The sequence below is a fragment of the Marivita sp. genome (assembly GCF_965656765.1).
In the GTDB taxonomy this organism is placed as follows: domain Bacteria; phylum Pseudomonadota; class Alphaproteobacteria; order Rhodobacterales; family Rhodobacteraceae; genus Marivita.
This window is the reverse complement of record NZ_CBFHLV010000007.1, coordinates 65,476-81,213: the sequence shown is the minus strand read 5'-3', so window position 1 is coordinate 81,213 and position 15,738 is coordinate 65,476. Positions and strand designations below refer to the sequence as shown.

Genomic DNA, 15,738 nt, shown 5'->3' with positions numbered 1-15,738 from the left:
ACCAAGGGTGTGTCCGGGTCAGAGGCAATTCTGTGTAGCGTTCCGTTGATTGTCAGCGACAGGCTCACGGGCTGACGCGCTCCCAAGTGATTTGAACGTCTACATCCGCTGATTTGAACAGGTTCATCACCGGGCAGCGGTATTCGACATTGCGGGTCAGACGTTCGAACCGATCCTGCGTTTCTTCGGTGTGAACGCGAATGCGCAGCTTGACCCAGTTGAAATATGGGCGCACGCCTTGCACACCGCGACTGCCGCGCTGATCGACCTCTCCATCGGCGTCCATATCCACTGCGGTGTATTCAAACTTCATCGCCTCCGCGCAGCGGTTGATGATGACGCCTTCGCAGCCGAGCAGAGAGGACAATGTCATCTCCAACGGCGTCGGACCGGTGTTCGATTCTTTCTCGTCCGTGATGACGATATGATCGCGCACCATCATGACCGAACGGGTCGAGGCCTCGTTGCGGGCGCTCACCCGGCGAATGCCAAGTGCTTTTTTGTTCGGGTCGACGCTTGGGGGCAAAAGGTCGGTATCACTCACAGGGTCATCTCCAAAATATCAAGGCCACGGTTACGGTCGAGAACGTAGATCAAGCCGTTGCCGTCTACGTCTACGTCGTTTGATTGCGGTGGCGCGCCGGTCGGACCGGGTTCCATGAAATGCGCCACTTCGACGGGAAGGTATGGATCGGCCACGTCAAGCACGCGTAGCCCTCCGGCGAACCACGTCGCATATATCAGGGTGCTGTCCAGCTTTTCGCGGAATTGGTGCCCACCAAACCGGACGCCGTCTTCGCCTACCCAGGGGCACAACCGTTCCGATAGATCCCATGCTGCGATGGGCTCCATGTTGTTCAGATCGGTCACGTCCATGATCCAGATGAACCCGTGCAACCGACCAGGCTGGTGGGCATGCTCTTCGTCGATCACGACTGCATAGCGTTTGCCGTTAATGGTCTGTTCAAGCGGCATCACAGTGTGGGTAGGTTCGGGAATCGCCGCAGGGAAGCGGTAGCTGCCTTTGACCGTCGGATTGGTAATGTCGCTGGCATCCAGCACCCGAAACCCCGCATGCCAAACCGCGGCCCAAAGCTCGTCGCCGCAGCGCATCGCGTGGTGCAAACGGTGGCTGTATCCGACACCCGTGGGTGTTTCGCCTTTGGCCACGTGTTGCCCCGGCATGTGCCAGCGCGACACCTCGGTCGGATTGGTGGGGTCGGCCAGATCGTAAATCACCAGTATATTGCCGACATATCCCTCCATCTCGGTCGAGATATAAGCGTAGTTTGCATCCATATCGAAGCGGTGCACGCCAAAGCCGTAGGTCTTGACGTAAGACAGCAGCTTGGGCGTGGTTTTGTCCGAGATATCCCAGACGCGGAAACCGCCGCTGGAATAGCCGCGCTCCAGTGCCTTTTCCAGAACAGCGATATCCGAAGGCTGCACCGCAAGACGCTCTGCTACCTGAGCATCCGAGAGCCCTTCGGCGCGCAAGCCCGCGATCTTGTCGCCTTTGCGCAGGAAATGCCGCCGGTCCATTTCGACGTTGGTGATCATAAGATCGCCCACGACCTTGACCTTATGGGTATGGGACCACTCGTCCGGAGGTTCAACATGCGACACCACCGTCGGATTGGCTGGGTCGGACACGTCGATAATCGAGGTGCCCATCGGCGGTTTCATGTGGCCGACATAGGCATAGCCGCCCCGCACCACGACTTCGCCGCCGCCTTCGATATCCAGATGCCCCAGCCGGTGGATATTGTGTGACAGTTTATATTCGATTTCACGTTTCATTCTGCAGGCACCTCAAGTTTGCGTTTGCGCCGCATCCCGAAAACGATGGGCAAAATGATCGACATGGCAAAGCCAACCCAAAGGATGTTGCCCAGCGTCGAAGAGAAGAGAACCATGATGTCGCCATCGGATTTCTTGAGCGACCACAGGAAGTACTTTTCCAAGAGTGGCCCAAGGATGACCCCGATCAGGATCGCGGCAACGTGGTATCCGGTGCGTCGTGCAATGTAGCCCAGAACACCGAACGCCAGCGCAAGATACATGTCGAACATGTATTCGCGCGGGACAAAACCACCGACCAGCGTGAAGGCGATGATCATTGGCGCAAGATAGATCGTCGGGATCGTCGTGACGTGGCTCATGTAGCGGGACAGCGGCAGGATCGTCAGGAACATGATCACGTAGCTGACCGCCATCGCCATGAACATGCCGTAGCCGACCTTTGGCTGGTCCTCGAACAGGGACGGGCCAAAGCTGACGCCGTGGAACTGCATCACAACCAACATGATCGCAGCGGTCGCGCCCCCCGGAATGCCCAGTACCAACAAGGGGACCAACGTACCGGAGGTCACGCCGTTATTGGCAGATTCTGGCGCGATCAGACCTTCAGGGTGACCTGTGCCATAAAGCTCGGGCGTCTTGGAGAAGCTGCGCGATTGTTGGTAGGCGACAAAGCTGGCGATGGATGCGCCAGCACCGGGGATCACACCAATGACCAGACCGATCATCGAGGTCCAGACGATGTGAACCCAGCGTTTCAAAGCGATGCGTACGCCGTCGAACGTATCGGTCCAGTTGGGCGCTTTTGGTTCATTCGTGTGGTTCACGATCACGCGTTTTTCGATGATTACAAACGCCTCTGACACCGCAAAGAGACCCACAAGGGCAGGGATCAAAGGCACCCCGTCATAGAGTTCGAGGAACCCGAAGGTGCCGCGCGGCGTGGCGTAGACCACATCGGTTCCGATGGAGCCGATCATCAGGCCTAGAAAACCTGCGATCAGACCTTTGACCATGTCTTGCGCTGCAATCGATGCGATCAGGGAAATGCCGAATAGCATGACCACGATCATCTCGACCGAGTGCATGTAAAACCCGACACGCGCAAGGATCGGCATTGTGGCCAAGGCGATCATCGTTGTGAGCAAGCCGCCGATACACGACGCGACAAAAGAGATTGCCAGAGCCTGCTGGCCTTTGCCTTGCTTGGCCATCGGGTAACCATCAAGCGGCGTTGCCGCAGCCCCGGCTGTGCCGGGAATATTCACCAGGATCGCAGGAATGCCTGCGCCCATCCGGGCTGAGCAATAGAGCGAGATCATAAAGATCAGGCCGGATTGAAGGTCGAGCGCCAAGGTCAGCGGCATCAGAATGATGATTGTATTGGCCGCCGAAAAGCCTGGGATGCCGCCAACGATCAAGCCCAGAAAGATGGTTGGGACGATTATGTACCAATAGCTGATGGTCTCGAAAAAGACCTCGGTCAGAATTGTTGCTGTTCCGCTATCCATTGCTGATCACCGCTTGCATTGTGGTCTCGAACCATCCGCGCGGAAAGCGCGTGTCAAAGGCCCAGATGAACACGGCCCAGCCCGTCAGGGCCATTGCACCAGAAATCATCATGATAAATGCCGGGTTCTTGCCTTTGGCGAGGATCAACATGCTTACCGCCAGAAATAGGAAAGTCATCAGCGTAAAGCCCAGTGTGTCGATGAACATCACATAGGCGATTGTCGTGATCAGCAGTCCAATCCGCCCTGTGCGGATATCGTCGATTGTGAACAGGTTGCCGAACCCAAGCGTGCCTTCGCCGCGGCTAAGCCAAATCACACATCGCACAAAAAAGATCGCGCAGACCAAGAGCAGGATACCGCCAACCATGAATGCGCTGACCTGTGCCGTCCAGGGCGAGTTCCAGATCGTTGAAAAGAAATACAGTGTAAAACCCACCGCGATGATGGGGATAACCAACTCTCCGCCAATCTGGCGTGGCGGCTTATGGGGATCCGAAGGCATGAGTGAGCCGTCCTGTGTGGGAATTCGAAGGTGAAAGACCGGCAGCGATCTGTGTGCTGCCGGTCAACTGCAGGATTACGCGCCGCTGAGCAGCGATTTGTAACGTGCACCAAGTTCGAGCATGGATTGCTTGAACGCTTCGCATTCCTCGACACCCGCGTATTGTAGGTACTCCGGTGTGCCTCTGGACGCGACATAGGCCTCCATCAGTTTTGGATCGTCAAAGGTTTCCCGGAAGGTTGTGGTCAGGGTTTCGAAACGGTCAGGATGATCGTCGGCGGCCTTCTTGTGTATGCCAAACGCACGCGCCGACAGCATTTCCGGCAGGTCCATATCATAAGCGTCGTTGATGCTTGGTGCGTTGTCGAGCGCCTCGCCCACAACATTGTTGCCAAAGACCAACAGTGTTTTGACGCTGTCGCCTGCAGCGATCACGGATCCGGATGTCAGAACCGAGAAATCGACCTCGCCTGTCACGGCACCCGCAACGGTGCTTTTGCCGCCCTGAAGCGGGATCAGGTTAAACTCGATGCCAAGCTTTTCACCCAATGCCAGCAAGCCGATCGAGGCGGGGTGTGCCATACGGCTAGTGCCGACATTCAGCTTGCGTGTCTTGGACGCTGCGATGATGTCATCCATCGTTTGCAGCGGGCTTTCTGCGCCCACGAACAGACAGCAGGGGTCTTTGTCGACCTGACCGAAGTAGAAGTAATCGTTCACGTCAAAGCTGGGGTCTTGCATTGCCCAGTTCAACACTTCTGGGCCCATGTTGCCAAAAATCAGATTGTAGCAGTCAGGATCGGCTTTCCCCATGTAGATCTCATAGCCGACGCGTCCCGAGGCACCCGGGTAGAAGCCAGGTTCGAAATCGGTGCCAAGCTTTTCTTTCCAAACGCTTGAAAACGCGCGGAAGTTACGGTCGGCCCCGCCACCTTCGGAGGTGGGGATATAGACGCTGATGTTGCGTTCGGGGAACGTGTTGGCCCGCACAAGCCCTGGCGTGGTTAGGGTCATTGCAGCGGCTGCAGCGCCAGTTCCCAATAGGGTCCGGCGGGTGATGAATGGTTTCATGGACATGGTTTCCTCCCGTTTTCATGTACAATTACGAATGCGCCTTTGGTGGTCTTCCTCCGGGTGCGCACTGATTCCCGGCGGGTTAGTTATCTCCTCCTGACGGCACAGGTGCCGCGCTCGCAAAGTAGATGTCGGTGGCCCCGGCATAGATCAGTCGCATCGCCAGAAGCGTCAAAATAACGTTCAGCACGATCCTGAACCGGCGGTCGTCGATCTTTGACAGCATGACCCGTCCGGCCAAAGTGCCCAGCACTCCGGCGGCGATCAGCAGTACGATCAGCCCGGCCCAAATGCTGAAAGCAAAGCCCAGAATGCCAAACGCAACAGTCTTGAGCAGATGCTGCAACGTCATGAACATTGCATGAGTCGCGACATGCGCGTGCCGCTCCAAATCCTGCGCGCGGACATAGGTCGCGACAAACGGCCCGGTGCCGCCAAAGAACATGGTGAGAAAGCTTGAGAACACACCGGTGATCATGCCCGAGCGACGTAGGAACGCGGGCGGCTTTGAAATGACGGACCACAGGATGAACAACCCGACACCGATCTGGATCCAACCGGCTTCGAGTTGAACGACCAATGACCCGCCCAGCAAAATGCCAATCAGTGCGCCCAGGGCGAAAGGCCCCAACAGATCGAACCGCATATATCGTGTCATAATGGCTGCGCGCCCGGCGTTTGAGCCAAGCTGCACAAGGCCATGCACCGGAATGATCGCGGCGGCTGGTAGAAGCGTTGCCAAGACAGCCAGCATCACGGCACCGCCGCCGATACCAAAGGCTATGGTTATAAACGAACTGGCAAAGCTGACGGCGAGCAGCGTTGCTGCGGTTGGCCATCCCAATCCTGCGTGCCAGATCTCCATCATGCTCAGGTGTCCAGTACCGAAGGGTGGAACAGGGCTTTTGGATCGACCGTACCTGCGGCCAGATGTTGATCCAGTGAATATCGGCAGATCGCGTCGATCTCGGCCATATTTGCGGTGCAGCCATAGCTCCAGTAATCCGGCCCCATACTGGCCAGCGTCCGCTCCATTGCCGCATTGAGCCAGGGCAGGGTCATCCGGTTGGCATTGCCAAGCCAGACCGACCGCAGTCGCGCCATTGCCAAATCACGTGACTCGACAAAAGCATTGTACAGCGCGCGGGGCAGTTCGGGATATTCCTCGGCCACGGATTTGCGGATGCCGATCAAGTGCATGATCGGAAAAAACCCTGTAGACCGATGATAGGCTTGTTCGGCAGCCTCGAAGTCTGGAATCAGACGCACGAGGTCCGTATTGCCATCAAGAAACGCCTTTGGGGGTTTCGGGGCAAGCAATCCGTCAATCTCAGCGCGGAGTAGCAAATCTTGAAGCGTGTCGCCCTCTGTGATCGGCTCGACCAACATGCCCTCGGGCAGGGCCAGTTCAAGCCGTTCGCGCCGCACGCCTTCGTCCAACGCGCCAGTGCGCCAATGGATGTCGTCGCAAGCCACGCCGTATTCGTCCGCCAGTATGCCGCGCATCCAAAGAGCCGCTGTCATCTGGTATTCCGGAACACCGATCTTGCGGCCAGCAAAATCGGCAGGGCTTTTGATACCCGACCCGGCGCGAGCAAAGAAACCGCTGTGCCGGAAAGCGCGGCTGACAAAGGCTGGGATTGCTGTGTAGTCAGACCCGCCACGTGACAATTGCAACACATAGCTAGAGACCGACATTTCGGTGATGTCGAACCGCGCCTCTTGAACCGCCCAAGGAAACAGCTTGGACGTCGGGTGAATGTGGCACTCAAGCGTGATGCCAGGCACGGTGACGCGCCCGTCATGCAATGCCATCACGCGGTCATGGTCCCATGTCGCCAATGTCAGGTTCAGATGCGTCACGCGTGCTGTGCCTCCATTCCAATCATCGCTTGGCCGCGTAGTAGGACACGCGCCGTTCGAGGTAGGCCAAGAATTCCGAGATTGAGAAAGCCAGCGCGAAAAGTACGATCAGCACCGCCCAAAAATGGCCCATCAGGAAGTTCGCCGAGTAGAGTTCAAACAAGGCCCCGAAGCCTACGATCGAGATCAGCAATTGTCCGATGATCACGCCTTTGACCGCACGGATGATGCCGATCCGCACACCGCCCAAAATTTCAGGCAGGGCGGCCCAAAAGTAGATCTTGAAGAACGCATCAGTTGGAGATGCTCCAAAGCTGTGTGCCATCTCGACCAGTGACCGGTTGATCTGACGCACGCCTGCGCGCGAGTTTAGAATGATAATCCATATCGCAAACAGCGTTGTGGTGATAATGATCGACTTCATGCCAAAGCCGAACAACACCATCAGAACTGGTACCAACGCTGTCAGCGGCGCGCTGAGGAACACGTTGACCCATGGCAGCAGCAATTCGTCCAAAAGACGACTTTTGCCCATCAGAATGCCTGTCGGAATGCCGATCACGATGGCGAAAAACACCCCGGCAAGAAAAGCGTAGGCGGTCTCGAACAAGGCTTTCTGAAAGGCCGAGGTGCCCAGGATTTCAAACAGGGTTCCTAGAACCTCGCTCAGGGGAGGGATAAAAAACGTTAGGCCCATCTGGCCAACGATCTCCCACAAAAGACCCCATAGCAGGAGCGACGACATTCCGGGCAGGCGGTATCCAAACAGTGTCATGCTGTGCCCCTCATTCCACGTAAGTTCTGAGTGACGCCCAGATTTCATCTACGATATCAAGGTATTCAGGGTCGCGACGAATGTTCTCGACACCCTTGTTACGGAAACTTGACGGGCGGATGATCTCGGAAACGCGGCTGGGTCTCGGCAGCAGAATGGCGATCTGGTCGGACACGTAAACAGCTTCTTCGATAGAGTGTGTGACGAAGATGAAGGTCTTGTTTTCGTTCTGCACCAGCTGCAGCAGGTCTTCCTGAAACTTGCGCCTTGTCTGTTCATCGACGGCCGAAAACGGTTCGTCCATCAACAGGACTTGAGCATCCACAGCCAACGCACGAGCAAGGCCGACGCGCTGACGCATGCCGCCAGACAATTCGTGCGGATAGCTGTTTTCGAACCCAGCAAGGCCGACTTCCTTGATGTACTTTTCTGCCCGTGCCTCGCGTTCGGACGCCGCAACACCGCGCATCTCAAGGCCAAAGGCCACGTTGCGCAAGACGGTTGCCCATGGCAGCAACGCAAAATCCTGAAACACGAAGGCGCGGTCAGGGCCCGGACCAGTGACCGTCTTGCCGTTGACTTCGACCTCACCCGAGGTGGGTTCAAGCAGACCCGCGATGATCTTGAGCAGGGTGGTCTTGCCACATCCCGATGGGCCAAGAAGCGACGTCAGCTGACCGCGTGGGAACTCAAGCGACATATTCTGCAGCGCCTGAACGTCGCCATAATTCTTAGAGATATTGCGGGCGGAAACCGCGCTTTCGAACTCGGCTTCAGCTGCGGGCGCAACTGGTTCTTTAATCTGAGACATAGCCACGTTGATTTCCTTTGAAGAGAGTGACCTCGATCTTTTCGAGCAGGTTCAAAAACAGAACTGCGAGAAGTATGATCGAGAAGATGGCAGCGTACATGCTTGGGTAATCCGCGATAGAGCGGCTATATGTGATGATGTCCCCAACGCCTGTGGGCGTGATTTTCAGCTCGGACAGGATCGCGCCAATAAAGCCTGCAGAGATCCCCAGACGCAGACCGGCAAAGATCACAGGCGATGCAGCCGGAATGATGATGCGCAGGATGATTGACGTCTCGGATGCAAGGAAGGATCGACCCATTTCCTTGAAGGATTCGGGCGTGTTGCGCACCGCCCCGCTGGTGTTAAGCACGATCACCGGCATGGCCATGATGCACACAACGAGCACCTTGGACGTCAGACCGATGCCATAAGCCAAAACCAAAAGTGGGATCAACGCGGCCAATGGTGCGGCCTGCATGACGATGAAGATTGGCGAGAACAGCCAGTCGAATGTTTTGCTCAACCCGACCCAGAGGCCGATGGCGATGCCAAGAACTGCGGAAATGGCAACACCAATAGCAAGTGGCTTGAGCGTTTCGGCATAAGCCTCGAACATCATGCCGTTCAATGTCATCTCGACCAGAGCGCTCATGGATTCAGTGAAAGTTGGAAACGCAAAGCTGACGGGTATGAGGCCCGCGATCTCCCAGGCGCCAAACAGGATCGCGGCAGACAATAGCTTTAGAAGCAGGGCACGATTGGGCATGTATTCGGGTACTTTCGGAATGCGGTAATGGTCATGCCGCTGCGCAGGAATGATGCCTGCGCAGCGGATGCACGAAGGCTTAGTTCATCGCCGCATCAAGCGGGGCGAGATACCAGAAATCCTCGATGTTCAGCTCGTCCGGTGATCCTTCGAGCTGACCTGCAGCCGAGTACCATTCCATATCTGCCTGCGCGGCTTTGCGACCGCCACCGTTCGGATCATAAAGCCCACCCTCGACAGCGTCCTTGTAGAACCCATCCAGCTGACCCAGAATCTCTGCCGGAAGTTGACCAATGGGTCCATCGGGGTTCGTCTCGCGGCTGATGATGGTCGGGTCTTCGGCCATGTCCTTCCAAACGCTGGCCAACGCATTGACGAAGATCGATACGTCTTCTTCGTTTTCCTGAATCCAGTTCAGGTTTCCGAACAACGCCTCATCGCTTGCATCGACCTCGAACATTTCAAGTACGTTGAAATCAGCACCAGCGTCGCTGCGCATGAGCTTGTTTTTGTTTGACAAATCGATGATCGTGGCGTCCGCACGTCCGCCCAGAAGGGCAGCAACGCGGTTGGACGAGCCGGGAACGTAGGACCGTTCGCCAAATTCGATGCCAACCCGATCTTCGATCACGTTCGCAATGGAATCGGTGCCGCCACCGCGTGAATGCAGCAGGATTGGCTCACCATTCATGTCTTCCAGCGAATTGTACTTCTTGGTCGTGACCGGAAAGAACTTGAGCTTGGACAGCTGGAAAATGATCCGCAGTGGCGCTTTTGACCTCTGCATGGCTGCGTAGGGCGTTCCGAACCCGATATCCATCTGGCCACTGAGAACCGATTGAATGGCCAATTCTTCGTCCGAGAATGCTGTCCATTCATAATCCAGACCATTGGCCTTGGCGCGTTCAAGCGCGACAAAGAACGCGGCAAGTTCGTCCGACGGTGTTTCGGCGAGTGCGATGCGGATTTTTTCTGCTTGTGCCGGGCCGGCACTCAGACCGATTGCGGCTGGCAGGACCATAGCCGCAACAGCGGCCGCTTTGATGAAACGAAACATGTATCTCCTCCCTGAGATGGTTTTGATCGTTTAAGACGCGACGGGCATTTGTGGTTTTTGTGATGGCCCGTTGCGGTTTTTTGCTATGTCAGGCCTCCCCAAACAAACGGGCCGCGACTGAGCCCAGATGCGTCCGCATGGCGGCTTGTGCTGCTTTGGGATCGCGGGCTTCGATGGCGGCGACGATGGTGTCGTGTTCTGAAAAGCTTGAGTGTGTGCGGGCAGGGCGCTCGGATTGGCGAACCACGTTGTTCCAAGCCACGGCTCTGCGCACGGCGTTCAGATGATCGAACAAAGACAGCAGCAGGACATTGTCTGTCGCTTCGGCCAGTGTGCGATGGAAGTTGTCGTCTTGCGCCTCGTACTCGTCCCAGGTGGGCGCGTTCGTGGCGCGATCCCGGCACTCTTTCAATTGGCGCACAGCTTCTTCGGAGGCATGGAGAGCCGCCTCGCGAGCGATGGCAGGTTCCAGTGCTTGACGCGCGCGCATGAGTTGAACCGGGGTGACCTGCTGGCTGAGGATCGACAGATTGCTGGGGCCTGACCCGACGCTTGGTGAGGCAATGAACGTACCTTTGCCGACATGCCGCCAGATCGCGCCTTCATGTTCAAGCGCATCCAGCGCCTTGCGCAGACGGGCGCGCGTGACATCCAATCGGACGATTAATTCGCGTTCAGATTCAAGGCGGTCACCCGGCTTGTAACCACCGTCCTCAATGTAGGATCGAAGCTTGGCAACAACGTCATCCGCTTCAACCGATACAGCGTTCATCAACATGTATTGGGCCTCGTATTGGTCAACCAATTTGCACCACAAGAGCGGTATTTACGGCTATATATGCCGAAATTGGGCGATCATTCAATAAATTTATCTTCTAAAATGATAGTTGGTCGAGATTGATTTACGGTTTGGGCTGAGCTAAAGCACTGCCATGCCTCATGAAGAATCCGGAGTAACGCATGACCCAATACGCAATCGAAACGCCCCCTGTTGTGGCAATTCCCGTGGCCGGACAGGACACGTTGTTTCCGGTGCGCCGCATCTACTGCATAGGGCGGAATTACGCGGCGCATGCCATTGAGATGGGGCATGACCCGGATCGTGAAGATCCGTTCTTTTTCCAAAAGAATCCGGATAATCTTGATACGTCAGGCACCTTTCCTTACCCGCCGCACACGTCCGATGTGCACCATGAGGCAGAGATGTTGGTGGCCCTGAAATCTGGCGGCAAGAATATCTCTGTCGATAATGCGCTGGACCATGTGTTTGGCTATGGTCTCGCTTTGGATATGACGCGCCGCGACCTTCAGGGAATCGCCAAAAAGGCAGGTCGCCCGTGGGAAATTGGCAAGGCGTTTGAGCAATCCGCCCCTTGCGGCCCGGTGCACCCGGTGTCCGAGGTTGGGCACCCGGACCAGGGTCATCTTGCTCTCAAGGTGAATGGCGAAGTGCGTCAGGAAGGCGACCTGAATCAGATGATCTGGAAGGTGCCGGAAATGATTTCCTATCTGTCCGAATATTTCGAACTGGCCCCGGGTGACGTTATCCTGTCCGGCACTCCATCTGGTGTTGGCCCCGTGTCCAAAGGCGACAAGATGGAGCTTACCATCGAAGGTCTCGGCGCATTGTCGGTGACAGTAGCCTGACGCCATTATGGGCTGGTTGGAGTTTTGGTCCGGTCCTGTTTCTACGGGGCCAGATTTCTTAATCTAGAAGATTAATTTCGATCCATAATTGGTTGAAATACATATAGGTTATGTCGATCTTTGTTTTTATGGACTTACTCCTGCAACGCTGACGTCAAAGCTTGATATTCAAGCTGCGCGGTCAAGCCACCATCGCATTCAATGTTACATCCGGTGACCCAAGACGCGTTCGGCGACGCCAGAAACCGGATCACCTGGGCTACTTCATCGGGTTGGCCCGAGCGTCCGGTCAAGTCGACACCCTTTGTCGCACGATCCCCGAAGGCGGTCAGGAAATCCTCTAGGATCGGCGTTGCAACGGCGGCGGGACTGACAGCATTGATCCGCAGACCCAGCTCGCGAAATCGCGCGATGTTGGACATGCCCCAGACAATCACCGCTTCTTTGGATAGGTCATAGGCGCGTACGGGGGCAATGGCGTCTTCGGTGACGAAGGTCGCTACATCAAACGATGGATCTAATGCGAGGAACCGTTGAACCTGTCCAAGGTTCTCGCGCCATTTGCCACCTGCCTTTGACGCCATGTTGACGACCGCTCCGCCGCGTTTCAGGCGCGGTAACAGATGTTCTGTCACTGCGATTAAAGCCTGTGTGTTGACGCGCAAGATCGTGGCTTCAAGCCCGGGCCTTGGTGGCAGTCCAGCCGCATTCACCAACACGTCTATCTCTGGCCCAGGATCAATTAGAGCGATGGATTCAAGATCCGTTAGGTCGGCCTTGATCCATTTATCTGCCTTTGGTCCCGGATTGTCGCGGTCGATAACGGTAACGCGATCCCCGTCAGCTTTGAATAAAGACAGTGCGGCTGCACCGATGCCCGAGGCGCCGCCGGTCAGAACGATATGTCGTTGGTCCGCCATATGATTATCCCGTGGCGCGCCCGATGGTGCCGGACAGGACCTCGTGCGCCTGTTGAGGTGTGATTGTATCGCCGGACCAACCCACAAAACCATCGGGGCGCACTAAAACGATCTGCCGTTCCCATGGATCGAACCAAGACTGTTTGCATTTAGGCGTGCACAACGGAATGCTCAGCGCATCAGCTGCCTGTTGGAAGCTGGCTTTGTACTCCGCGTCGCCACTCAGCAACGTAAACCTACCATTCAGCACCGCCGCCACATCGCGCCCATCCGGGCCTGCAGGGGGTAGGTGGTGCCCCGTGCGGGCGACAAAACTATGTGAACCTTTGGCGCTGGGCGTGCCTTTGCTGCCCGGAACGATTGTGGAACCTTCGTAATTCGGCTCAAAATCCTCAACGCCGGACGCGCCTTCTGCGCGGGCTTTCCAAGCCGCGTCAAATGCGTTTCCGTCGTTGGCGGGGTCATGAGTGTTCAGGAATTCACGATCCTCGCGGATGAAGTTTTCGATAAAATCCCGCGCAGTCGAATCAAAGACCGGCTGGCGTTCGGCGCTATAGCTGTCGAGCAGCGCATCGTTGCCCCAACCTTGGATTTTGGCGGCCAGTTTCCATCCCAGATTGCGCGCGTCTTCGAAGCCAGTGTTGATGCCATAGCCGCCATATGGCGGATGGCTGTGCGCCGCGTCGCCCGCGATAAAGGCCCGATCAGCGCGGTATGTGTCAGCCAATGATACGCGCAGGTCCCAGAACCCGACGTAGTCGAGGTCCAGTGCAAATTCTTGGCCAACGGCTTTGTGCAAGAGCGCACGGAAGTCGAAATTGTCCTTGGTCGTGCCGATAGGGACGGGTGCGTGAAAGAACCACGACAACCCGTGATCGACCCGTCCGAAGAACAGCCAATAGCCTTCATAATCCGGGTGCAGTACGTTGTAGAATGCCTTGCCGGGATAGCGTTTCAGCAAGTCGTGGAGATGTTCGGACCGAAATACAAGCAGCGCCATCAGTCGGTTATGGTCAGACAAGGTCTCGCTGATCCCGGCATGATCGCGGACGAAGGACTTGCTGCCGTCACAGCCCACCACATACGATGCCTCAATCACCTGCCGCGCGTCGCCGCCGCGTTCTTTGATGGTCAGACGGACGCCATCCTCTGACATCTCAAGCGCATCACCAGACCATCCGTAAAGCACTGTAATCGAGGGGATTTTCGCGGCGCGCGCGCGCAGGACGCGTTCGGTTGCGTATTGCGGCAGGCGCGCGTTCGGGGCGAAGTAGTAATCTTTGACGTTCGACCGATTGAGCCAATCATAGGTGTGATCGGACAGAAGCGTTCGGTACGCTGTCATCCCGCCGATGCCGCCGCCTTTGGGGATCGGGTGGGCTGTGTGCAGTTCGGCCTCACAGCCCCATGCGCGGAAATGCTCGGACGTGCGTTGCGTCAGGTTTTGTCCCTTGGGAATAGGCTGTGGTTCGGGATATCGTTCAACCACACATACGCGAATGCCGCGTTGGCCCAGTTCGATGGCAAGGCCCAAACCGACAGGCCCGCCGCCATTGATCACCACGTCGTAGCTGTCGCTCATGTCATGCTCCCCAGACGCCCGGGTTCGGAATAGATGTGTTTGGTCTCAAGGAAGTCATACAACCCTTCTGGCCCGTGCAGACGCCCCAAACCGGATTTGCCGTAGCCTCCGGTTTCCGCCTCGGCAAAAAGCCTCAGATGTGAATTGAGCCAGACGGTTCCCGCTCGGATCGCCCGAGCCATGCGCAAGGCACGATGATGGTCTTGGGTAAAGACTGACGCAGCCAGCCCATAGGCTGTGGCATTGGCCTTGGCGACGGCCTCTTGTTCGTCTGCAAAGGTCTCAATGGACACGATGGGACCAAAAAGCTCTTCTTGCACCAGTGGCGACGCGATGTCGTCAATGCGGAACAGGGTCGGGGTCAGGAATGCGGCGTCCGACGGGGCCGTGCCTTTCAAAACGATCTCGCCTTCGTCGCCTGCCTGTTCGATCAGCCTTTCAATCCGTGCGCGGTTGTCGAGGTCGATCAGCGATCCCATCTGGCTGTCTGGTCTGTCGCCGGGACCAACGCGCACTGCTTGGAAAGCCGCCGTGATGCGGGCCTCAAAGTCTTTGGCGACGGACTCGTGCACGAGGAACCGCGCGGCGGCGACGCAAATCTGCCCGGCCATTGCCAGCGCTCCGTGGGTCAGTTCGTGCACCGCGCGGTCCAGATCGGCATCTGCAAAGATCACCGCTGGGGCCTTGCCCCCCAACTCAAGCCCCACACGTTTCAAAGTCGGGGCGGCAGCGGCCATGATGGCCTGACCCGTGCGGCTGCTGCCGGTAAAGCTGATCACGTCGATATCTGGCGACCCGGTCATGGCGGAACCCACCTCGATGCCGTTCTCATTGACGGAATTGACCACACCTTTAGGCAGGGAGAGGGCCGATGCGATCGCCTGCATGATGCGGGCGTGAACCAGCGGGGTCTGATGTGCTGGCTTGATCACGGCGGTGCAGCCAGCGGCCAATGCAGGGGCAAGCGACCGCATGAGCAAGGTGACCGGCGCATTCCAAGGCACGATGATGCCTGCAACTCCCGCCGCCTCGCGATGAAACAGCGACAGACTGCCGGGGGTGATTTCCTGCATGGAGCCCCGAATGTCGCGGGCCAGACCAGCGTAATAGCGGGTCTCGGAAATTGCTGCCATTGTTTCGCCCAATGCTTCGGCGCGAATTTTGCCGTTCTCGGCAACGACCAGATCGGCGATTTCGTCTTTTGCTGCCTCCAAACGGTCGGCGATGTCCAGCAGGGCTTGCGACCGCAAGCGCGGGGCAGAGGCCCAATCCGTTCCAAAGAACGCTGCGCGGGCAGAGGCCGCAGCGGCATTGGCCAGTTCGGCATTGCCGGGGTGGTATTGGCCAAGTGGTGCAAGGGTGGCGGGGTTCACGCTTTGGCTCAGAGGGCCGCCGCCTACCCATTCACCGCCAATGTAATGCTGTGCGGGATCAAGGATCATGGG

Annotated in this window: 16 protein-coding genes; 1 reads left to right on the top strand and 15 read right to left on the bottom strand. The window is 57.1% G+C overall.

The genetic code is table 11. The features are described from left to right. Nucleotides 1–64 precede the first annotated feature (64 nt). The 12 genes from ACTG4M_RS03950 to ACTG4M_RS03895 form a co-directional block, all read right to left on the bottom strand. Entirely contained in the window at nucleotides 65–544 is a 480-nt protein-coding gene (locus ACTG4M_RS03950; RefSeq protein ID WP_439122334.1) for an OsmC family protein, read from the bottom strand. After that, nucleotides 541–1,800: an LVIVD repeat-containing protein gene (locus ACTG4M_RS03945; protein WP_439122333.1), complete on the bottom strand. Its 1,260-nt coding sequence runs from the start codon at nucleotides 1,798–1,800 to the stop codon at nucleotides 541–543. The genes ACTG4M_RS03950 and ACTG4M_RS03945 overlap by 4 nt, the downstream gene beginning before the upstream one ends. Further along, nucleotides 1,797–3,311 (bottom strand): tripartite tricarboxylate transporter permease, encoded by a 1,515-nt coding sequence (locus ACTG4M_RS03940; protein ID WP_439122332.1) that lies wholly within the window; start codon nucleotides 3,309–3,311, stop codon nucleotides 1,797–1,799. Before ACTG4M_RS03940 ends, ACTG4M_RS03945 begins: the two co-directional genes overlap by 4 nt. Beyond that, a complete protein-coding gene (locus ACTG4M_RS03935) occupies nucleotides 3,304–3,816 on the bottom strand; it encodes a tripartite tricarboxylate transporter TctB family protein (protein ID WP_439122331.1) in 513 nt (170 codons plus the stop codon). Before ACTG4M_RS03935 ends, ACTG4M_RS03940 begins: the two co-directional genes overlap by 8 nt. A 75-nt stretch (nucleotides 3,817–3,891) precedes the next feature. Beyond that, nucleotides 3,892–4,893: a tripartite tricarboxylate transporter substrate-binding protein gene (locus ACTG4M_RS03930; RefSeq protein WP_439122330.1), complete on the bottom strand. Its 1,002-nt coding sequence runs from the start codon at nucleotides 4,891–4,893 to the stop codon at nucleotides 3,892–3,894. Between the two features lie 79 nt (nucleotides 4,894–4,972). Next, a complete protein-coding gene (locus tag ACTG4M_RS03925) occupies nucleotides 4,973–5,758 on the bottom strand; it encodes a sulfite exporter TauE/SafE family protein (RefSeq protein ID WP_439122329.1) in 786 nt (261 codons plus the stop codon). A 2-nt stretch (nucleotides 5,759–5,760) separates the two neighbouring features. Continuing rightward, the gene (locus ACTG4M_RS03920) at nucleotides 5,761–6,753 is read right to left on the bottom strand and encodes a 4,5-dihydroxyphthalate decarboxylase (protein WP_439122328.1); all 993 of its coding nucleotides are present in this window, start codon (nucleotides 6,751–6,753) and stop codon (nucleotides 5,761–5,763) included. 22 nt (nucleotides 6,754–6,775) lie between these two features. Next, the gene (locus tag ACTG4M_RS03915) at nucleotides 6,776–7,528 is read right to left on the bottom strand and encodes an ABC transporter permease (RefSeq protein WP_439122327.1); all 753 of its coding nucleotides are present in this window, start codon (nucleotides 7,526–7,528) and stop codon (nucleotides 6,776–6,778) included. Between the two features lie 10 nt (nucleotides 7,529–7,538). Continuing rightward, complete coding sequence (locus tag ACTG4M_RS03910; RefSeq protein ID WP_439122326.1) at nucleotides 7,539–8,339, bottom strand: ABC transporter ATP-binding protein; 801 nt, start codon at nucleotides 8,337–8,339, stop codon at nucleotides 7,539–7,541. After that, nucleotides 8,326–9,087 carry an ABC transporter permease gene (locus ACTG4M_RS03905; RefSeq protein WP_439122325.1) on the bottom strand — a complete coding sequence of 254 codons (762 nt, stop codon included), beginning with the start codon at nucleotides 9,085–9,087 and terminating at the stop codon, nucleotides 8,326–8,328. Before ACTG4M_RS03905 ends, ACTG4M_RS03910 begins: the two co-directional genes overlap by 14 nt. Before the next feature lie 79 nt (nucleotides 9,088–9,166). Next, a complete protein-coding gene (locus ACTG4M_RS03900) occupies nucleotides 9,167–10,144 on the bottom strand; it encodes an ABC transporter substrate-binding protein (protein ID WP_439122324.1) in 978 nt (325 codons plus the stop codon). Nucleotides 10,145–10,232: 88 nt separating this feature from the next. Continuing rightward, entirely contained in the window at nucleotides 10,233–10,922 is a 690-nt protein-coding gene (locus ACTG4M_RS03895; protein WP_439122323.1) for a FadR/GntR family transcriptional regulator, read from the bottom strand. Nucleotides 10,923–11,104: 182 nt separating this feature from the next. On the opposite strand from ACTG4M_RS03895, the gene ACTG4M_RS03890 reads away from it, so the two are divergent. Beyond that, a complete protein-coding gene (locus tag ACTG4M_RS03890) occupies nucleotides 11,105–11,791 on the top strand; it encodes a fumarylacetoacetate hydrolase family protein (protein ID WP_439122322.1) in 687 nt (228 codons plus the stop codon). Between the two features lie 134 nt (nucleotides 11,792–11,925). Here the strand turns inward: ACTG4M_RS03890 and ACTG4M_RS03885 are convergent, their stop codons facing one another. From ACTG4M_RS03885 to ACTG4M_RS03875, 3 genes are read right to left on the bottom strand one after another with little or no spacing between them, the layout of a single operon-like run. Next, on the bottom strand, nucleotides 11,926–12,711 hold the full coding sequence (locus ACTG4M_RS03885) for an SDR family oxidoreductase (RefSeq protein ID WP_439122321.1): 786 nt from the start codon (nucleotides 12,709–12,711) through the stop codon (nucleotides 11,926–11,928). A gap of 4 nt (nucleotides 12,712–12,715) precedes the next feature. Beyond that, nucleotides 12,716–14,293, bottom strand: coding sequence for an FAD-dependent monooxygenase (locus ACTG4M_RS03880; protein ID WP_439122320.1), 1,578 nt, complete (start codon nucleotides 14,291–14,293; stop codon nucleotides 12,716–12,718). Continuing rightward, nucleotides 14,290–15,735, bottom strand: a complete 1,446-nt coding sequence (locus tag ACTG4M_RS03875; protein WP_439122319.1) for an aldehyde dehydrogenase family protein — start codon at nucleotides 15,733–15,735, stop codon at nucleotides 14,290–14,292. The genes ACTG4M_RS03880 and ACTG4M_RS03875 overlap by 4 nt, the downstream gene beginning before the upstream one ends. Nucleotides 15,736–15,738: the final 3 nt, after the last annotated feature.